Here is a 19356-nt window from a genome sequence, read left to right as displayed (position 1 = left end):
AGTATTAGCCATCATTATTGATAAGGTAAATAGCAATGAAAAAGATAATTTTAGGTGGAATGTTTTTACTGTCATTTTCTGCATTTTCTGCATTTTCTCAAAACCAGAGCGTGCAACTGTATAAAGATGCCAACTGTGGTTGCTGCCAATTATGGGGAGAAGGGGTTAAAAAAGCAGGATATGACGTAGTCGTCAATGAAGTCAGCTATGATGAATTGAGCAAACTGAATGATGAGCTAAATGTGCCATACAACTTACGCAGCTGCCATGTCGCTAAATACAAAGGCAAAGTAATTGTTGGGCATGTGCCTGTGAGTAGTCTGGATGCGATTGATGCGTTACCTGCGGATGTGGTTGGAATTTCAGTGCCAGGTATGCCAATCGGCAGTTTGGGTATGGAGCAGCCAGATGGAAGAACGCAGCCATATTCAGTAGTTCAATTTAAAGCCAATGGCGAATACCGTTAATTTAGAAAAAAATTCATTAAGTTGCAGGGTACCCTGCAACTTGTGTGAATAGCATTAACTTTCTAATATCAGCTCAATGGATTTTAGTTCTTCTTGACTGAAATCGCGGTTTTTTAAAATTCCCATCGCGTCATCAATTTGGCTAATTCGGCTTGCCCCAATCAAAACAGAAGTTATCCTATCATGGCGTAATAACCACGCTAATGCCATTTGGCTCAGTTTTTGATCACGTTTCGTTGCAATCTCATTCAATTGTTTAACTTTTGCTAAGACGGCAGAAGTGAGTCGTTCTGGGGGTAATGACGGGTTGCCCGCTGCTCGTGAATCGGCGGGGATCCCATTTAAGTAGCGATCCGTTAAGATCCCGCCAGCAAGAGGAGAATATGCGATTGAACCTACACCTTCTTCTTCAAGTAAATCGAGTAACCCTTCTTCGGGTGTGCGTTCAAACATGGAATATTTGGGCTGATGGATAAGGCAAGGCGTTCCTAATTCCGTTAGGATACTAATGGCTTCTTTCGCTAAATCTGCGGGGTAGTTTGAAATCCCAACGTACAGCGCTTTCCCTTGGCGAACAATAAGGTCAAGAGCACCCATGGTTTCTTCTAATGGCGTATCAGGGTCTGGCCGATGGTGGTAAAAAATATCCACATAATCAAGGCCCATTCGTTTTAAACTCTGATTGAGGCTGGCAACTAAATACTTTTTGCTTCCCCAATCCCCGTAGGGGCCATCCCACATGGTATATCCCGCTTTTGATGAAATGATCATTTCATCGCGATAAGGCAGAAAATCACGTTGTAAGATCTGGCCAAATTTCGTTTCGGCAGATCCTGGCGGAGGACCGTAGTTATTGGCAAGATCAAAATGCGTAATACCAAGGTCAAAAGCATGGCGTAACATAGCTTGGCAGTTATCAAACGATTTGTTATCGCCAAAGTTATGCCATAACCCTAATGAAATCAGTGGTAAACGTAATCCACTACGGCCACATAAACGGTATTCCATTTCAGTATAGCGCTTTGATGATGCAACATAAGGCATACTTCACCTCCAAAATAGTGAGCAAAAAGCTCTTTAATACTGTCATAAACCCCAAATATGAGCTGAGGAATCGGTGCTAATTTGATTTAGTATGGTTGTTTTATCGTGAAATTGTGATGGCGTCCCAAGAATTTTGTGATGCATTGAAAGTGACGGGTATTCACTGTGAGTAAATACCCGTTATTGGAAGATTAGATCTGTTCTGGGCGGGTAAAAATGATTTCATTACCTTTAGATTGGCTTTCATCAAATTGATAGCCTTCTAAATTAAAGTCGGATAATTGATCCGTTTTTGTCAGTTTATTTTGAATAATAAACCGGCTCATTAAGCCACGCGCTTTCTTTGCATAAAAACTGATAACTTTGTATTTACCGTTCTTCTCATCAAGGAAAACAGGCTTAATAATCTGCCCATCTAATTTTTTGGTATTTACTGATTTAAAATATTCATCAGAAGCCAGATTGACTAACACTTGGTCTTTTTGCTGAGCAAGCGCTTGGTTTAATTGTTTTGTAATGATATTGCCCCAGAATTCATATAGGTTTTTACCGCGGGTATTTTTTAGTGAAATTCCCATTTCAAGGCGATAGGGCTGCATTAAATCTAATGGGCGCAAAATACCGTAAAGGCCAGATAAAATGCGTAAATGGGACTGGGCAAACTCGAAATCTGCTGGGGAAAATGTTTCTGCTTGCATCCCCGTATAAACATCGCCTTTAAAGGCTAAAATAGCTTGGCGTGCATTTTCAGGGGTAAACTCAGCATGCCATTCTGCAAAACGCGCAGCATTGAGACCTGCCAACTTATCACTGATCTTCATTAAACTGGCAATATCTGCGGGAGTTAACTTACGGCATTCTTTGATAAGCTTTTGTGATTCCGTTAATAACTCAGGTTGTGTAAATTCCGCTGTCGCAAGTGGGCTTTCGTAGTCTAATGTTTTTGCAGGTGAAATAGTAATAAGCATGACTTGACCCTTTATAAAAGAATAATAACGCTTACTTTAGCAAAAATTCATCCTAAATAGCTAATTGATGCAATAAGCCAAATCAATATTATTCTTTGCTATTGTTAGCTAACGAGATATTTCGCTAAAAGGATTCAGCTTGATATCAAGTTGCGAAACCGATTGCCAATCAAATAGTTGCTTTTGACTAGATTTCCTTGCTTGCAGCAATATGGATGCATGATATTATCTGTAGACGGTGCGGCGATAGCCACAATTCCTTTATAATACGCAAAGTAATTCAAGTTGCAGTCTGTTAGCCAACACCGCGACAACTTAAAGCATGACGGGTTACCCTAAATACTTCGAGTTGTAGGTAGGCGGCAAGTAAACGAGTCTCTAGGAGCATACATCAGTATGTGACTAGAGTGAGAGAGCGTAGCCAACACCGCTACAACTTGAAATATGACGGGTATAACAACGAGACTAAAGAAATGACCGACAAACTGACCTCCTTACGTAGTCTGACAACTGTTGTTGCTGATACTGGCGACATCGAAGCAATGAAGCTTTACAAACCACAAGATGCGACCACTAACCCGTCGCTGATCTTAAATGCTGCACAAATTCCTGAGTACCGTAAATTAATTGATGAAGCGGTTGAATGGGCACGTAAGCAAAGCAGCAATCGCGAGCAACAAATTATTGACGCTTGTGACAAACTGGCTGTGAATATCGGTCTGGAAATTCTGAAATTAGTTCCGGGTCGTATTTCTACCGAAGTTGATGCACGTCTTTCTTATGACGAAGAAGCCTGTATTGCTAAAGCACGTCATTTAATCAAAATGTATAACGATGCAGGTATCAGCAATGATCGCATCCTGATTAAACTAGCGTCAACTTGGCAGGGTATCCGCGCAGCGGAAAAACTGGAAAAAGAAGGCATCAACTGTAACCTGACTTTATTATTCTCTTTTGCTCAAGCACGCGCTTGTGCGGAAGCAGGTGTTTACCTGATCTCTCCATTCGTGGGCCGTATCCTTGACTGGTACAAAGCAAACACTGATAAAAAAGAGTTTGCACCACAAGAAGATCCAGGTGTGGTTTCTGTGACTGAAATCTACAACTACTACAAAGCGCATGGCTACAAAACTGTCGTTATGGGTGCAAGCTTCCGTAATGTGGGTGAAATCATTGAATTAGCTGGTTGCGACCGCTTAACTATCTCCCCAGGCTTACTGAAAGAGCTGTCTGAATCTGAAGGCACATTAGTGCGTAAACTGACTGATGCAGGTAAAACGCAAGAGCCAGGCGATAAACTGACTGAAGCAGAATTCTACTGGCAGCACAACCAAGATCCAATGGCAGTTGATAAACTGTCTGACGGTATCCGTAAGTTCGCTGTAGACCAAGAAAAACTGGAAAAAATGATTGCAGATTTACTGTAGTTTTTTCTAGCTTCGTCAAAACCCAGCCAATTGGTTGGGTTTTTTTATGGCTATTATTCATTGAGTTACTTCTCAATTTAAATATAAAAAAACCACAACGCTGCACGGAAATACGCTTCATGGTATGATATCGCACCTGTTTATAGGCAAAATTAAACAGTTTCTGATAAGTCAATTTTTGAGGTTTGTATGAATGAATTGCGCATAGGTCTGGTTTCCGTTTCTGATCGTGCTTCGAGCGGTATTTATGAAGATAAAGGCATCCCAGCACTCGAAGAGTGGTTAGCAAAAACGCTGACAACCCCTTTTCGCATTGAAACACGGTTAATTCCTGATGAGCAAGTCATGATTGAACAAACGTTGTGTGAGCTGGTGGATGAATTTGCCTGTCATTTGGTGCTCACAACCGGTGGTACAGGGCCAGCTCGCCGTGATGTGACACCTGATGCAACATTAGCCATTGCCGATCGTGAAATGCCGGGGTTTGGTGAGCAAATGCGCCAAATTAGCCTGAAATTTGTTCCCACCGCTATTTTATCGCGCCAAGTTGGCGTGATCCGCAATCAAGCTTTAATATTGAACTTACCGGGGCAGCCAAAAGCGATTGCTGAAACATTAGAAGGGCTAAAAGATAAAGAAGGTAATGTGTTGGTATCGGGCATTTTTGCCAGCGTTCCATATTGCATTCAATTGCTTGATGGCCCGTATGTGGAAACTGATCCCGCCATAGTGAAGGCATTTAGACCTAAATCGGCAATTCGTACTGAATAAATTTTGAATACAATCAGGTGAGTATTCACTCACCTGATTAAATACCATTAGTAATTATTAGCCGCGTTGGCCAATAGGTAGCACAGTTCTACCATATTGCTCATTTAATACTTCTGCGACCGCTAAATAGAATGCACTCGCGCCACAGATAATTCCTTCGAAACCTGCGAATTTGAGTAGTGCAGCGTTGCCTGTCAGATTGCCGATAGCAAGTAAGGCAAATAAGACAGTTAAGCTACCGAAAACAAATTGCAGCACAAAGTTTGCTTTAAATGTGCCAAGGAACATGAAGAAAGTAAATATGCCCCAAATCGCGAGAAAAACACCTAAAAATTCAGGGGAAGTTGCTTCGGCTAACCCCATGGTAGGTAAAAATAATAATCCCACTAATGCAATCCAAAACATCCCATAAGAGGTAAATGCGGTTGCGCCAAATGTGTTGCCTTTCTTATATTCAATTAGCCCTGCTATAAATTGGGCAATCCCACCATAAAAAATACCCATGCTTAAAATAACGGATGAAAGCGGAAAAAATCCTGCGTTATGAATATTCAGCAGGATGGTTGTCATACCAAAGCCTAGTAAACCAAGTGGGCCTGGATTTGCAAGAGAGCTAGACTGCATATAACCTCTGGTAAAATATATAAAATTCAAATAGATAAAAGAGAAAAAACACCGGTAAAATGGCGGTGGCGGCGAATCATACGCAGTTTTAGTTGTCTAAACAATGATCACAAGACAGGTTTTTCTGCAATAAATGCAAATTTTTTTTAATTCCCCCCTTGATGAATGGATTTACGACCCCATCTTTAAAGCATCAACCGATATCTCTGTAAATTATTGCGTATTGAAAAATAATTTAGGCTCAGGGTTAAAAACGCCCTTGAAAAAGAAATATTGAGCCGCATATAGATTGATATCGAAATCATAGTGAAAAGAATTCCTTTGGAGGCGTTTTAGATGGGTAAAATTATTGGTATCGACTTGGGTACAACTAACTCATGCGTTGCAATTATGGATGGTACTACCGCTCGTGTTCTGGAGAACAGTGAGGGTGACAGAACTACTCCTTCCATCATTGCGTATACTCAAGATGGTGAAATTTTAGTTGGTCAGCCAGCAAAACGTCAGGCTGTTACCAACCCAGAAAATACTTTATTTGCAATCAAGCGTTTGATTGGTCGTCGTTTCCAAGACGAAGAAGTTCAGCGCGATGTCGCTATCATGCCATACAAAATTATTGCGGCAGATAACGGCGATGCTTGGTTAGATGTGAAAGGCCAAAAAATGGCGCCACCACAAGTTTCTGCTGAAGTTCTGAAAAAAATGAAGAAAACAGCAGAAGATTACTTGGGTGAACCAGTTACAGAAGCGGTTATTACTGTTCCTGCATACTTTAACGATGCTCAGCGTCAAGCAACTAAAGATGCGGGCCGTATCGCTGGTTTAGAAGTAAAACGTATCATCAACGAACCAACAGCTGCGGCATTAGCTTATGGTTTAGACCGTGAAATTGGTAACCGTACGATTGCGGTTTACGACTTAGGTGGCGGTACATTCGACTTATCAATCATCGAAATTGATGAAGTTGATGGCGAAAAAACCTATGAAGTTTTAGCAACTAATGGTGATACTCACTTAGGTGGTGAAGACTTCGATACACGTTTAATCAACTACTTAGTTGAAGAATTCAAGAAAGAACAAGGTGTTGACCTGCGTAACGATCCGTTAGCAATGCAACGTCTGAAAGAATCTGCGGAAAAAGCAAAAATCGAGCTGTCTTCTGCGCAACAAACTGATGTGAACCTGCCATACATCACAGCTGATGCGACAGGTCCAAAACACATGAACATCAAAGTGACTCGTGCAAAATTAGAGTCACTGGTAGAAGATTTAGTTAAGCGTTCAATGGAGCCAGTGAAAGTTGCTCTGCAAGACGCAGGCTTAAGCGTGAGCGAAATCAACGACGTTATCTTAGTCGGTGGTCAAACACGTATGCCAATGGTTCAAAAAGTGGTTGCAGACTTCTTTGGTAAAGAACCACGTAAAGACGTTAACCCAGACGAAGCGGTTGCAATGGGTGCAGCAGTACAAGGTGGTGTTTTAGCCGGTGATGTTAAAGACGTTCTGTTACTTGACGTAACACCTTTGTCTTTAGGTATCGAAACTATGGGTGGCGTGATGACTTCGTTAATTTCGAAGAATACCACTATCCCAACAAAACACAGCCAAGTGTTCTCAACTGCGGAAGATAACCAAGCCGCTGTAACGATCCATGTTCTGCAAGGTGAACGTAAACGTGCAGGTGATAACAAATCACTGGGCCAATTTAACTTAGATGGTATCCAAGCAGCACCACGTGGTATGCCACAAATCGAAGTCACTTTCGACATCGATGCTGATGGTATCTTACATGTGTCTGCAAAAGACAAAAACAGTGGTCGTGAGCAAAATATCACCATTAAGGCTTCTTCAGGTCTGAACGACGAAGAAATCGAAAAAATGGTACGTGACGCGGAAGCGAATGCAGAAGCTGACCGTAAATTTGAAGAGTTAGTGCAGGTTCGTAACCAAGCTGACCAACTGGTTCACGGTACACGTAAACAAATCGAAGAAGCGGGCGACAAGTTACCGGCTGACGATAAAGCAAACATCGAAAAAGCAACATCTGAGTTAGAAGCAGCAGCGAAAGGCGAAGATAAAGCTGATATCGAAGCAAAAATCCAAGCTTTAGTCACTGCATCTGCAAAACTTCTGGAAATCGCACAGCAACAAGCTCAAGCGGGCGGTACAGCTGGCGCAGAAGCGAAGAAAGATGACGATGTTGTTGACGCTGAGTTTGAAGAAGTTAACGACAAAGACAAAAAATAATGCCCTTAGCGGGCGCAGTAGCTGTAGCGATGATGGTTAATAGTTACTGATACCGGATACGGGCGTTGAGGGAACTCTGCGCCCGTTCCGCATGTTAAGGGTAAATTAAATGGCAAAAAGAGACTTTTATCAGGTTTTAGAACTTGAAAAGAACGCATCAGAAAAAGACATCAAAAGAGCGTATAAACGCTTAGCAATGAAATACCATCCTGACCGTAATCAGGATAATAAAGACGAGTCTGAAGAAAAATTTAAAGAAATCAAAGAAGCTTACGAAGTTCTTTCTGATGAGCAGAAACGAGCTGCTTATGACCAATATGGCCATGCTGCATTTGAACAAGGCGGAATGGGCGGCGGCGGCGGTTTCGGCGGTGGTGCTGACTTTAGCGATATCTTTGGTGACGTCTTCGGTGATATTTTCGGAGGCGGTCGCAGACAGCAACGCCCAAGCCGTGGCTCTGATCTGCAGTACAACATGGAATTGACTCTTGAAGAGGCTGTCCGTGGAGTGACCAAAGAAATCCGTATTCCAACGCTAGAAACTTGTGATGTGTGCCATGGTAATGGTGCGAAACCGGGAACCAGTGCTGATACGTGCTCTACCTGTCATGGTATGGGCCAAGTGCATATGCGCCAAGGCTTTTTCTCGGTACAACAACCTTGCCCAACCTGTCATGGTCGCGGAAAAGTGATCAAAGACCCATGCAACAAATGTCATGGTCATGGGCGTGTTGAAAGATATAAAACACTGTCAGTGAAAATTCCAGCGGGTGTTGATACAGGTGACCGTGTTCGCTTATCAGGTGAAGGAGAAGCGGGTGAGAACGGTGCTCCAGCAGGGGATCTGTTCGTTCAGGTTCATGTATTACCTCATAATATTTTTGAACGTGACGGTAATAACCTGCATTGCGAAGTGCCTATCAACTTTGCCGATGCAGCATTGGGCGGTGAAATTGAAGTACCAACCCTTGATGGCCGTGTGAAACTGAAAATTCCAGCAGAAACACAAACCGGTAAAATTTTCCGTATGAAAGGAAAAGGTGTGAAATCGGTGCGTGGTGGCCTGCAAGGTGATTTGATGTGCCACATTGTTGTTGAAACGCCAGTAAAACTGAATGAGAAACAAAAAGCGTTACTCAAAGAGTTTGGTGAGTCCTTAGGTGGCAAGAGCGGGGAAAAAAATAGCCCACGTTCGAAAAGCTTCCTAGATGGCGTGAAAAAATTCTTTGATGATTTAACGAATAAATAAGTGTTAATCATTCTCTAAATTAGAATGGCTGGTCTGTGAAATGCACAGCCAGCCATTTTTTTATATTATTTAACCACTTCCCCACTAGCGATAACTGTTTCGCGTACTTTGTTTGCAAAATCTTGAGCTTCTTTGATAATCATTTTTTCATCTGCGGTGAGCAATTGGCGGTCTTGCATCAAAACTTTACCGTCGACAATGGTATGGCGAACATTGGCACCATTCGCCCCATAAACGAGTGCAGCATATGGGCTATACATCGGCACCATATTTGGTGATTTAGTATCGATCACAATGATATCTGCAAGCTTACCTGCTTCAAGCGAGCCTAGTTTATCTTCCATATGTAAGACTCTAGCTGAACCTTTGGTGGCTAGCTCGACGACAGTGAGTGGGGGCATTGCAGCTCGGTCTTTGTTCTCCAGCTTATGAATTTTACCAACTAAATTGAGCTCATTTAATGTCGTTAGAGTATTACTCGACATTGGGCCATCCGTTCCTAGCCCTACACGGATACCTTTTTCTAACATGGTAGTGACAGGTGCAACACCTTTCGCGGATTTGGTATTGGCGCTGATATTATGTGCGACCCCGACATCGTATTTTTTCAGCAAATCCATATCTTGTTCATTCACCATAATGGCATGTGCGGCAATGACTTTGTTATTCAGTGCGCCAATGTCAGCCATGTATTGAACGGGGCTCTTTCCGCCAGTTCGTTTCGCGATTTCTTCTTGTTCGCGGTCAGTTTCGGCTAAGTGGATCATCACAGGAACATCGAGTTCTTGAGATAACTTTGAAATTTGCTGTAAATGTTCAGTTGAATTGGTGTAAGGGGCGTGGGGGGCAAAAGCAGGCGTTATGCGAGGATGGTCTTTGTATTGATTAATAAAATTCACTGCGTATTGAATGCCTTCATCTGCATTTTTTGCATCTGCAACAGGGAACTGGATGACTGACTCGCCTAAAACCGCTCTTAAGCCAATTTTGTCTACCGTTTTAGCCACTTCGTCTTCAAAATAGTACATATCAACATACGTTGTGACACCACCTTTAATCATCTCAATGTTAGCAAGATTTGCTCCAACACGAACCATTTCACGGCTTACCATTTTACTTTCTAGGGGAAATATATAACGGTGTAAGCGGTCTGGGACATCATCAGCTAATGAACGAAAAACAGTCATTGATGCATGAGTATGGGTATTAATCAGACCGGGCATGACAATATCGCCCTCAACATTGAGCACATTCGGAGCTTGGTAATCTTTTACAAGCTCAGGGCCACCTACCGCAATGATTTTATTTTCTTTAATGACAACGGTACCCTTTTCGATAATGTGATTTTTAGCATCCATTGTTAAGACAGTACCATCAACAATCATGATATCCGCAGGTATGGCTGAGAAACTGGCAAAAGAAGCCGTCATTGTTGCTAGGGCTAATAAAGACTTTGTAAAAGACATTGCTACCTCATATCTAAATGAAAAATCAGGTTTTATTTTTTATAAAAGAAAAGGTTTAAGTTGATTTAATGAAAAATCAATGACTTTCATCAGCGTCTCTTTTGAGACGCCATCGCGAGCCTGTACTGAAAGTCCATGTAAAATAAGGGAATAATATTGCCCGAGTAATTCAGGGTCTGCACTTTCAGTGAGCTGATTTTCTACTTTGGCTTGTTTGAAACGTGCCACAATACCCTTACCACGTTCAACGCGTTGCTGAGTCATCCACTCAAGCAATGGATGATTTTCTTCACTAAGCGTACTGGCTGAAGAAACAACCATACACCCCATAGCATGACCTTGCTGAGTGTATAAGCTTACGGCATCAGTCAATAATTGGTGGATCGCATTTTGTATTTTTTCTTCTTGTAAGGCCAAGAGAGCAAAGCCACCTTCGTGAGTTTCATAATGGACAATGGCTTCTCGAAAGAGCGCTTCTTTTGAGCCAAAAGCCTTATAGATCCTTGCTGATGCGATACCGATTGCATCCACTAAATCTGACATGGATGTCCCTTCATAGCCATGCTGCCAAAAGAAATTACGTGCTTTAACGAGCGCTTCGTCTCTGTCAAATTCCCGAGGTCTACCTGCCATTGTTTATCCTTTGTACGATACCGACACGGCTTATTATTTATTGAAAATATTTTTATTACAAATAAATCAATAAGATTGATTCAGTATTATGTGATGTTGAATGTCATTAGCTAAAAAAACAGTTGTGTTTATTATACAAAATCTCTATTGTTTGTCGATCGACAAACAATAGAGTGAATAAAATGCAAACAATTAAAGGTCCTAGCGTTCATTTAGCCCAATTTAGTGATGATGTTTTTCCATTCAATAGCTTAGAAAACATCGCGCAATGGGCAGCAGCAAAAGGTTTCAAAGCGATTCAGCTTCCAGCATGGAATAACCGTTTATTTGACGTGAACAAAGCGGCAGTAAGTCAGGAGTATTGCGATGAAATCAAGACCATGCTGAGTGAATATGGCTTAGTGATCAGTGAATTAACGACCCATATTTTTGGCCAATTAATGGCTGTACATCCTGCCTATGATGCGCTGTGCGATAACTTTGCCCCGCCAGAGCTTAGAGGAAACTCAACGGCTAGAACTGAGTGGGCACATAATCAATTATTGGCATCAGTAAAAGCGTCAAAGCGTTTAGGCTTAACAGATATGGGGACATTTTCAGGCGCCCTTGCTTGGCCGTATGTGTTCCCTTTCCCTCAACGACCCGAAGGCTTAATTGAAACAGCATTTGATGAATTAGCCCGCCGTTGGCTACCTATTCTAGATACCTGCAATGACTATGATGTGAATTTGTGTTTTGAAATTCACCCAGGTGAAGATTTGCACGATGGCATTAGTTTTGAAATGTTTTATGAACGTACTGGGATGCACCCACGCTGTAAAATGTTATTTGACCCAAGTCACTTTGTGTTACAGCAGCTTAATTACATTGAATATATTGATATTTATAAAGATTTCATTCGAATGTTTCATGTGAAGGATGCGGAGTTTAATCCAACGGGCCGCCAAGGAATGTACGGTGGTTACCAAAATTGGGCTGATAGAGCAGGGCGATTCCGCTCAACGGGGGACGGGCAAGTTGATTTCAAAACAATTTTTTCAAAGTTAACTCAGAATGGTTACCAAGGTTGGGCGACCCTAGAATGGGAATGTTGCTTGAAAAATAAAGAAGATGGTGCACGTGAAGGCGTTGAGTTTATTAATCAACATATTATCGAGGTTACAGACACTGTTTTTGATGATTTTGCGGCTGCACCTGTGAGCCAACTACAACTCAATACCTTGCTCGGAATAGTTGAGCCAAGTGAGAAATAATGATGAAAAATATCCCAAAGCTAATAGATTTTGAACATCATTATCATGAAATAGAAGGCCATAAACTACATTATGTCTCACAGGGTGAAGGGCCTGCGGTACTTTTGTTACCTGGCTGGCCACAAACGTGGTATGCATGGCGACATATTATGGTGGCACTGGCGAATAATGGTTATCAGGCAATTGCTATCGACCCACCTGGAACGGGATATTCAGTACCTTTAACAGGGAGTTATGATACAGGGCGGGTAGCAAAAATAGCGGCAAACCTCATGGATCAATTAGGGCATACACGTTATCAGGTCATTGGTCACGATATAGGAATGTGGGTCGCTTATGCCTTAGCATCAGATTTTCCAGAGAATGTTGAACGCTTAATTGTAACAGAAGCAGTTATTCCGGGGTTAGCGCCTGCTCCACCTATTTTTGTTCCCGCTGAGGAAAACATTTTTTTATGGCACTTTATGTTTAATCAAGTGGCTGATTTACCCGAGGCTTTAATTGCTGGTCGTGAATCGATTTATTTAAATTATATATTTGATAAATGGTCATGGCATCGAGATAAAGTGGCGGCGCAGACTTATATTGATGCCTATTGTGTACCTGGTCGGTTAGCGGCAGGGTTCAATTATTATCGATCAATTCCAGAGACGATTAGGCAAAATACTCAACGCCAACAACAGCTTTTATGCATGCCTGTTTTAGCCATTGGTGCCGAGCATGCAACAAAAGATGCGCCATACCAGACGATGAAAAAAGTGACTGCACAACTATCCCATGCCATTGTGGAAGATTGCGGACATTTTATTATGGAAGAAAAACCTAACGAATTTAATGCGTTGGTGCTTAAATTTTTGCAAAAAGGTGGTTGAGGTGTCATTACGACCTGAAATAGCTAAGTGGCTGGAATCCCGAACAGAAGAAATACCTATCAATAGTCTAGAGTTATTAAGGCAACATATTGATAACGATATTATTTCTCAGCAAGGAGAGCATAGAGATGCATATTTTCAAGATGCTTTTTTTGTCACTATGGAAGATGGAGCACAAAGAGAGGTTCGGGCTTATATCCCCTATGGAATGGAAGCTGCTCAATCTCGTCCAGCATTAATCTTTGCGCATGGTGGTGGTTGGTGTTTAGGGGGGTTGCCTGCATGGGACAGAACTTGCAGGCAATTAGCTGAATCAACTCAACACATTGTATTTTCAGTTGATTATCGCTTAGCACCTGAATTTAAGTTCCCAATTCCATTAAACGATTATTTTACTGCATTGCGCTTTATTTACCATAATTCGCAGCGATTTGGTCTCGATAAACAACAAATTTCTGTTGCGGGCGATAGCGCTGGCGCTAATTTAGTTGCGGCAGCTTGTTTGATGGCAAGAGAAATACCTGAACTACATATTCGCCATCAATTATTATTTTATCCAGCATTGGATTCATTGATGAAAGGTGAATCGTATCAAAAATATGCACAAGGTTATGATTTAACAACACAAACTATGGATTATTGCTGGGGGGAGTATTTGGTAGATGAATCAGAGCGTTGGCATGAATTGGTGAATCCTTTAATGGCATCATCATTTACAGGTTTACCGGCTGCCACAGTTTTTGCTTGTGAATATGACCCTGTTAGGAATGATGCGCAGGATTATTGCACTCGCTTGCTTGAAGCGGAGGTGCCTGTTAATTTCATTTTATTAGAAGGAATGATCCATTGTGCTATTCATATGATGAATATTAGTGAAGCAAGTTTAGATATCTATAAAAAAATAAAACTATCATACTAAAATGTAAGGGATTGATATTTATTTTCGATCCCTTATGGTTGATTAGCCACTAAGCTTGGCAAGCAAAATGCCAAATAAGATCACAATACAAGCTAATACTCGCATCAGGTTAAATCTTTCTTTTAAAAATACAATCGACAAGAACATCGCAAATAGCACACTGGTTTCTCTGATAGCAGCCACCATCACGATAGGTGCTTGGCTCATGGCCCAAATAGCGATGCCATAGCTCACTAACTGCATTAGCCCGCCTAATAATCCAGAGCGCCAATATTGCTGCATACCGAGTACTAGTGTTCCGCGGTATTTGATAATACCGGGTATGGTTAAAACAATACCATTTAATAGAAATAACCAAAGTGTGTATACGACAGGGTCTTCACTAGCACGTGCACCATGGCCATCTGAAAGCGTGTAGCAAGCGGTAAAAAAAGCAGTACATAAAGCAAAAGTTAACGCTTTCCCTTTGATATTTAATTTGAATTTTCTTCCTGCAAAGGCGATGAGTAAAACACCACTAATAATAAACAGTATGCCAATAAAGCCTATTAAGGGAATAAATTCATTGAATAATAAGGCACCAAGTAATGCCGTAATCAATGGCGCAGAGCCGCGTGAAATTGGGTAAATTTGACTCAAATCACCGTGTGTATAGGCTTGGCTTAAAAAGTAGGTGTAGCCAATGTGGAACAAAACCGATAGTGCCAACCAGTGCATTGCTTCGGGAGATGGTAAACCTAACCAAAATATTGCAGGGATGGCTAATGCACCCGAAAAAAAAGAAATCATCACGAGGCCAAAAAAACGGTCATTACCAAATTTAACTAAGGCATTCCAACTCGCATGGCAAAAAGCAGCAAAAAGGACGGCTAATAATACATAAGTGGTCATAATTTAAGAATAAAGATTATTTTTTGTTTGAAAAATAAAGAAATTTTTTTTGCGAAGTGCTTTGCAAAATGGTTGTAACTTAGTCTCCCATATTAAAAATTATTGCGAAACCCTTCGAACAGAAAAAATAGATGATTGCGAGAAGAACATCAAAAAATGTAAATTAAAAAACGAGAAAAAGTTGAATTTATAAAGTCACTTTTTTAAAAAATTTATTATTTGTTTTTATAAAAGTTGTCTATAGTGAAATTAACGTTTCTTTATCATTTTGAGTGATCTCTAACCTAAACAGATCGTTAATTCCGAGTTTTAATGGATAAATAAACGATTTTTTACGAATTAATAATTAGCATAATATTAACATTCAAAAAATATTGAGGTTAAAAGAAATGACAGCAATTATTCGTAAATTTTTAAGGTTAGAAGCAGCAGGGGGCTTACTCCTGATTATTGCTGCCATAGTTGCTTTGATTATGGCTAATACGCCATTACAAGGTGCTTATCAGCAATTTTTAGAGATTCCAGTATCGATTAAAATTTCAGACTTCGGTTTAGATAAGCCATTAATTTTATGGATTAATGACTTCCTCATGGCGATTTTTTTCTTAGTCGTGGGTCTTGAGGTTAAACGTGAATTATTGGAGGGATCCCTTGCAGGTCGTGATAAAGCTATATTTCCAGCAATTGCAGCATTAGGAGGGATGATTGCTCCAGCTTTAATTTATCTGCTTTTTAATGGTGGAAATGAAATCACTCAACAAGGTTGGGCGATTCCAGCGGCAACCGATATTGCATTTGCTCTTGGTGTTATGGCGTTATTAGGTAAGCGCGTACCTACAGAATTAAAGGTCTTTTTATTGGCGTTAGCCATTATTGATGACCTTGGTGTTATTGTCATTATTGCTTTTTTCTATACAAGCTCTGTTTCAATGATTGCGCTCGGTTTAGCTGCATTATGTATCGCAATATTGGTCACAATGAACTGGCGTAAAGTAGAGAATACGGCCGCGTACCTTGTCATAGGGCTTGTATTATGGGTATGTATATTAAAATCGGGTGTTCATGCAACATTGGCTGGGGTGATTGTTGGTTTCTTAATTCCATTACGGGGTACAAACCAAACAAAACCTTCTGAAGAGCTTGAGCATGTCTTGCATCCGTGGGTTGTTTATTTGATCTTACCTATTTTTGCATTTGCAAATTCAGGCGTGCAGTTACAGGGCGTGACTTTTGATGGCTTGTTGAGTCCATTGCCACTTGGTGTAGCAGCAGGGCTAATATTGGGTAAGCCAATTGGGATTTTCTTCTTTAGTTGGATTTCGGTAAAACTTGGTTTGGCCAAATTACCAGAGTCGATTAATTTGAAGCAAGTTTTTGCTGTTTCAGTGTTATGTGGGATCGGTTTTACTATGTCTATTTTTATAACTGGCCTCGCATTTGATGGCATGGATGAGGTATATAGTACTTACTCACGCCTAGGTATTTTAATTGGCTCGACAGTTGCAGCGCTACTTGGTTATTTTATGTTAAGGGTAGTCTTACCGAAACAAAAACAATTAGCGTGAATTAAAGTTATAAAGTAATTTAGTTAATTATTAGTAAGAATTTTCGAACTAATATTCTATGATATGCCGCAGTATGTCTTTTTGTGGGCATACTGCGGTATACATAATAAAGGCTCCTGAGTCATGGGGTACAGGTAGATATGTATGGTGAATAGCACCAAAGGTTGTTATTGACGGTACAAAAGGAATCGATATGCGGGTTTCACATTTAAATTTTAACCATCTTTACTACTTTTGGCATGTATGCAAAGAGGGCTCTGTCGTTGGGGCAGCAGAAGCACTTTACCTGACTCCTCAGACCATAACGGGGCAAATAAAGGCGTTAGAAGAACGTTTAGGTGGTAAGTTATTTAAGCGGCAAGGGCGTGGCTTAGTTCCTTCGGAACTAGGGCAACTCATTTTTCGCTATGCAGATAAAATGTTTATGCTTAGCCAAGAAATGCTCGATATTGTCAACTACAGTCGAGAGTCCAACTTATTATTTGATGTTGGTGTTGCTGATACATTGTCAAAACAGCTAGTTAGCCGAATATTAGAAACGACGGTTGTTGAACATGAACAGATTCACTTGCGTTGTTTTGAATCTACTCACGAGCTGTTATTAGAACAGCTTAGTCAACATAAATTGGATATGATTTTATCGGATTGTCCTGTTGACTCATCACAGCAAGAAGGTTTGTTTTCTGTCAAATTGGGTGAATGCAATATGAGCTTTTTTTGCCGTCAGCCAATCCCGAAAAAACCATTCCCTGAATGCTTAGAAGAACGACGTTTGCTCATTCCTGGTAGACGCTACTTGTTAGGTCGACATATCTTAGCTTGGATTCGGAATAAAAACTTACAAGTTGAGGTATTAGGTGAGTTCGACGATGCTGCACTAATGAAAGCATTTGGGATGCATTATAATGCGATTTTTGTTGCTCCTTCACAGTATACACCTGACCTGTTAGGTGGTGAGGATATTGTAGAATTGGGTCGATTAGAAAATGTAAAAGAAGAATATTACGTTATTTTTGCAGAAAGAATGATCCAGCATCCAGCAGTGCAGCGAGTTTGTAATAAAGATTTTTCAGAATTATTTTCAGTGCCATTTGATAGGCTGGAACAGTGATTTGAACAAACAAAAAAACCGGCCTAGGCCGGTTTTTTTAGCTAATCAAGAAGCAAAATTACATTGCTTTAATTTGAGCAACTAAGTTAGCTTTATGACGTGCTGCTTTATTTTTGTGGATCAGGCCTTTAGCGGCGTGACGATCAACAATAGGTTGCATGTCATTGAATGCTTTCTGAGCAGCTTCTTTATCGCCAGTAGCGATAGCAAGGTAAACTTTCTTGATAAAAGTACGTACCATAGAGCGACGGCTAGCGTTGTGCTGGCGACGTTTCTCTGACTGAACGGCACGTTTCTTAGCTGATTTGATATTAGCCAAGGTCCAACTCCCAAATGTATTCTATTGAGGACAATTCAAAGGTCGAGGAATATGCCCTTTCGCCCTGCATTTGTCAATGGATTTGTGCAAATAAACATCGTGTACTTCGATGTTCATGCGCTGTGAATGGTGCAAGATTCTATCAGCAAATATGAGAAGAATACAGATCTTAGCGTGAAAAAATGCGTAATTGATGCCAGAAAATTAAAAACAATTACAATAGAAAAAAAATTTAGCCCATCAATCAGAGGGTAGTATGATATTTGCTCGTGAATTGATTGCTTATTAATCGTAAAATATGTTTAGCTATAGGCATTGATGAGAAAACGATAAAAATTGAATATTTTTAGAGACCTCGGAACGAATTTGTTGTATTGATAATCCATTGGTTATCCCAACTTTTTTGAGAATTATGCCTAATCACTCATATTGGGTAGCATTGTAGCTTGCTATTCACGTAAAATAGAGGGCTAATTAGGTCATGTTGAAATCAAAAAATAGGGTTTAATGTAACCTTTTGCGAACTAAGGTTAACCTTAGGCGTCGTACAAGGTATAATCCTGCAATTTCCTCGGTATTGAGCCTGTTATGGAGCTAATTCGCGGTATACAGAATATCCGGGCGTGCCATCATGGTTGCGTGCTGACTATTGGTAATTTTGACGGTGTCCATCGTGGGCATCAGGTGTTGCTACAAAATTTGAAACTCAAGGGTAAGGAACTTGGCTTGCCCACAGTTGTGATGATTTTTGAGCCACAACCTCTTGAATTTTTTATTGGTGACAAAGCGCCTGCGCGTTTGACACGCTTAAGAGATAAAGTGAAATACCTCGCAGACAGTGGTATTGATTATCTTCTCTGTGTTGAATTTAACCAGCACTTTGCCTCTTTAACCCCCGCTGAGTTTGTCTCTGATTTACTGGTTGACAAATTAGGGGTGAAATATCTCGCCATCGGTGATGACTTCCGCTTTGGGAAAAATCGTCTGGGGGATTTTGCATTTTTGCAGCAAGCTGGTGAAAAGTTTGGTTTTGAAGTTGCTGATACAGAAAGCTTTTGTGATTCAGGCCTTCGCATCAGTAGTACAGCCATTCGTAAGGCAATTCAGGTTAACGACTTAGAATTAGCGGAAAGCTTGTTAGGACATGCTTATCGTATTAGTGGGCGGGTGGTTCATGGTAACCAGCTCGGCAGAACAATAGGTTTTCCGACAGCAAACCTACCATTAAAACGTTTAGTCACACCAGTGACAGGTGTGTATGCTGTAGAAGTTTACGGTTTAGGTGATAAACCTTTACCGGGTGTGGCGAATATTGGCACACGACCGACTGTATCTGGAAAAGGAACGCAGTTAGAAGTTCATCTGATTGATGCCACTATGGATTTATATGGGCGTCATATCGATGTAGTGTTGCGTAAGAAATTGCGTGATGAGCAGCGGTTTGCTTCGTTGGAAGCGCTTAAGGAGCAAATTGCTAATGATGTAATTGCAGCAAGAGAATACCTCACTGCAATAGGAATCAGATAATTT

At 40.8% G+C, this 19356-nt stretch carries 18 protein-coding genes; 11 read left to right on the top strand and 7 right to left on the bottom strand.

Features of this window, described 5'->3' with window-relative positions:
• Positions 1-35 precede the first annotated feature (35 nt).
• A complete protein-coding gene (locus tag ABWP91_RS17650) occupies positions 36-467 on the top strand; it encodes a DUF411 domain-containing protein (RefSeq protein ID WP_353244341.1) in 432 nt (143 codons plus the stop codon).
• 54 nt (positions 468-521) lie between these two features.
• Here ABWP91_RS17650 and ABWP91_RS17645 read toward each other — a convergent pair whose 3' ends face one another.
• Both ABWP91_RS17645 and yaaA read right to left on the bottom strand, forming a co-directional pair.
• Positions 522-1511 carry an aldo/keto reductase gene (locus tag ABWP91_RS17645; protein ID WP_353244340.1) on the bottom strand — a complete coding sequence of 330 codons (990 nt, stop codon included), beginning with the start codon at positions 1509-1511 and terminating at the stop codon, positions 522-524.
• 191 nt (positions 1512-1702) lie between these two features.
• The gene (gene yaaA, locus ABWP91_RS17640; protein ID WP_353244339.1) at positions 1703-2479 is read right to left on the bottom strand and encodes a peroxide stress protein YaaA; all 777 of its coding nucleotides are present in this window, start codon (positions 2477-2479) and stop codon (positions 1703-1705) included.
• 473 nt (positions 2480-2952) lie between these two features.
• Between yaaA and tal the strand changes: the two genes are divergently transcribed.
• On the top strand, positions 2953-3906 hold the full coding sequence (gene tal, locus ABWP91_RS17635) for a transaldolase (RefSeq protein ID WP_353244358.1): 954 nt from the start codon (positions 2953-2955) through the stop codon (positions 3904-3906).
• A gap of 189 nt (positions 3907-4095) precedes the next feature.
• Positions 4096-4677: a molybdopterin adenylyltransferase gene (gene mog, locus ABWP91_RS17630; RefSeq protein WP_225820256.1), complete on the top strand. Its 582-nt coding sequence runs from the start codon at positions 4096-4098 to the stop codon at positions 4675-4677.
• Between the two features lie 57 nt (positions 4678-4734).
• Here mog and satP read toward each other — a convergent pair whose 3' ends face one another.
• Entirely contained in the window at positions 4735-5301 is a 567-nt protein-coding gene (satP, locus tag ABWP91_RS17625) for an acetate uptake transporter (RefSeq protein WP_353244338.1), read from the bottom strand.
• A gap of 336 nt (positions 5302-5637) precedes the next feature.
• Between satP and dnaK the strand changes: the two genes are divergently transcribed.
• The gene (dnaK, locus tag ABWP91_RS17620; RefSeq protein ID WP_353244337.1) at positions 5638-7548 is read left to right on the top strand and encodes a molecular chaperone DnaK; all 1911 of its coding nucleotides are present in this window, start codon (positions 5638-5640) and stop codon (positions 7546-7548) included.
• 109 nt (positions 7549-7657) lie between these two features.
• Positions 7658-8797 (top strand): molecular chaperone DnaJ, encoded by a 1140-nt coding sequence (gene dnaJ, locus ABWP91_RS17615; RefSeq protein ID WP_219245687.1) that lies wholly within the window; start codon positions 7658-7660, stop codon positions 8795-8797.
• 65 nt (positions 8798-8862) lie between these two features.
• Here the strand turns inward: dnaJ and ABWP91_RS17610 are convergent, their stop codons facing one another.
• Positions 8863-10263 (bottom strand): amidohydrolase, encoded by a 1401-nt coding sequence (locus ABWP91_RS17610; RefSeq protein ID WP_353244336.1) that lies wholly within the window; start codon positions 10261-10263, stop codon positions 8863-8865.
• A 39-nt stretch (positions 10264-10302) separates the two neighbouring features.
• The gene (locus ABWP91_RS17605; protein ID WP_353244335.1) at positions 10303-10896 is read right to left on the bottom strand and encodes a TetR/AcrR family transcriptional regulator; all 594 of its coding nucleotides are present in this window, start codon (positions 10894-10896) and stop codon (positions 10303-10305) included.
• 182 nt (positions 10897-11078) lie between these two features.
• Between ABWP91_RS17605 and ABWP91_RS17600 the strand changes: the two genes are divergently transcribed.
• The 3 genes from ABWP91_RS17600 to ABWP91_RS17590 are packed head-to-tail and all read left to right on the top strand — an operon-like array spanning position 11079 to position 13940.
• Complete coding sequence (locus tag ABWP91_RS17600; RefSeq protein ID WP_353244334.1) at positions 11079-12149, top strand: sugar phosphate isomerase/epimerase family protein; 1071 nt, start codon at positions 11079-11081, stop codon at positions 12147-12149.
• Complete coding sequence (locus ABWP91_RS17595) at positions 12149-13021, top strand: alpha/beta fold hydrolase (protein ID WP_353244333.1); 873 nt, start codon at positions 12149-12151, stop codon at positions 13019-13021. Before ABWP91_RS17600 ends, ABWP91_RS17595 begins: the two co-directional genes overlap by 1 nt.
• Before the next feature lies 1 nt (position 13022).
• Positions 13023-13940, top strand: a complete 918-nt coding sequence (locus tag ABWP91_RS17590) for an alpha/beta hydrolase (protein ID WP_353244332.1) — start codon at positions 13023-13025, stop codon at positions 13938-13940.
• Positions 13941-13982: 42 nt separating this feature from the next.
• Here the strand turns inward: ABWP91_RS17590 and ABWP91_RS17585 are convergent, their stop codons facing one another.
• Positions 13983-14831: an EamA family transporter gene (locus tag ABWP91_RS17585; RefSeq protein ID WP_353244331.1), complete on the bottom strand. Its 849-nt coding sequence runs from the start codon at positions 14829-14831 to the stop codon at positions 13983-13985.
• A gap of 389 nt (positions 14832-15220) precedes the next feature.
• On the opposite strand from ABWP91_RS17585, the gene nhaA reads away from it, so the two are divergent.
• Together nhaA and nhaR are read left to right on the top strand one after the other, a co-directional pair.
• The gene (nhaA, locus tag ABWP91_RS17580; protein ID WP_353244330.1) at positions 15221-16396 is read left to right on the top strand and encodes a Na+/H+ antiporter NhaA; all 1176 of its coding nucleotides are present in this window, start codon (positions 15221-15223) and stop codon (positions 16394-16396) included.
• A 193-nt stretch (positions 16397-16589) separates the two neighbouring features.
• Complete coding sequence (gene nhaR / locus ABWP91_RS17575) at positions 16590-17507, top strand: transcriptional activator NhaR (protein ID WP_353244329.1); 918 nt, start codon at positions 16590-16592, stop codon at positions 17505-17507.
• Between the two features lie 58 nt (positions 17508-17565).
• Here the strand turns inward: nhaR and rpsT are convergent, their stop codons facing one another.
• Positions 17566-17826: a 30S ribosomal protein S20 gene (gene rpsT, locus ABWP91_RS17570; RefSeq protein WP_353244328.1), complete on the bottom strand. Its 261-nt coding sequence runs from the start codon at positions 17824-17826 to the stop codon at positions 17566-17568.
• A gap of 588 nt (positions 17827-18414) precedes the next feature.
• On the opposite strand from rpsT, the gene ribF reads away from it, so the two are divergent.
• Positions 18415-19353 (top strand): bifunctional riboflavin kinase/FAD synthetase, encoded by a 939-nt coding sequence (gene ribF, locus ABWP91_RS17565; protein WP_353244327.1) that lies wholly within the window; start codon positions 18415-18417, stop codon positions 19351-19353.
• The last annotated feature ends 3 nt before the right edge of the window (positions 19354-19356 follow it).

The sequence above is a fragment of the Providencia sp. genome (assembly GCF_040396775.1).
Lineage (GTDB): Bacteria > Pseudomonadota > Gammaproteobacteria > Enterobacterales > Enterobacteriaceae > Providencia.
The sequence above is the reverse complement of the archived record's forward strand: the minus strand, read 5'-3'. Positions and strand labels throughout refer to the sequence as shown.

Coding starts and splice junctions, on each gene's coding strand:
- ABWP91_RS17645 (WP_353244340.1), bottom strand. CDS start 1,511: ATGCCTTATGTTGCATCATCAAAGCGCTATACTGAAATGGAATACCGT.
- nhaA (WP_353244330.1), top strand. CDS start 15,221: ATGACAGCAATTATTCGTAAATTTTTAAGGTTAGAAGCAGCAGGGGGC.
- ribF (WP_353244327.1), top strand. CDS start 18,415: ATGGAGCTAATTCGCGGTATACAGAATATCCGGGCGTGCCATCATGGT.
- dnaK (WP_353244337.1), top strand. CDS start 5,638: ATGGGTAAAATTATTGGTATCGACTTGGGTACAACTAACTCATGCGTT.
- nhaR (WP_353244329.1), top strand. CDS start 16,590: ATGCGGGTTTCACATTTAAATTTTAACCATCTTTACTACTTTTGGCAT.
- ABWP91_RS17595 (WP_353244333.1), top strand. CDS start 12,149: ATGATGAAAAATATCCCAAAGCTAATAGATTTTGAACATCATTATCAT.
- satP (WP_353244338.1), bottom strand. CDS start 5,301: ATGCAGTCTAGCTCTCTTGCAAATCCAGGCCCACTTGGTTTACTAGGC.
- ABWP91_RS17585 (WP_353244331.1), bottom strand. CDS start 14,831: ATGACCACTTATGTATTATTAGCCGTCCTTTTTGCTGCTTTTTGCCAT.
- yaaA (WP_353244339.1), bottom strand. CDS start 2,479: ATGCTTATTACTATTTCACCTGCAAAAACATTAGACTACGAAAGCCCA.
- tal (WP_353244358.1), top strand. CDS start 2,953: ATGACCGACAAACTGACCTCCTTACGTAGTCTGACAACTGTTGTTGCT.
- dnaJ (WP_219245687.1), top strand. CDS start 7,658: ATGGCAAAAAGAGACTTTTATCAGGTTTTAGAACTTGAAAAGAACGCA.
- ABWP91_RS17605 (WP_353244335.1), bottom strand. CDS start 10,896: ATGGCAGGTAGACCTCGGGAATTTGACAGAGACGAAGCGCTCGTTAAA.
- ABWP91_RS17650 (WP_353244341.1), top strand. CDS start 36: ATGAAAAAGATAATTTTAGGTGGAATGTTTTTACTGTCATTTTCTGCA.
- ABWP91_RS17610 (WP_353244336.1), bottom strand. CDS start 10,263: ATGTCTTTTACAAAGTCTTTATTAGCCCTAGCAACAATGACGGCTTCT.
- mog (WP_225820256.1), top strand. CDS start 4,096: ATGAATGAATTGCGCATAGGTCTGGTTTCCGTTTCTGATCGTGCTTCG.
- ABWP91_RS17600 (WP_353244334.1), top strand. CDS start 11,079: ATGCAAACAATTAAAGGTCCTAGCGTTCATTTAGCCCAATTTAGTGAT.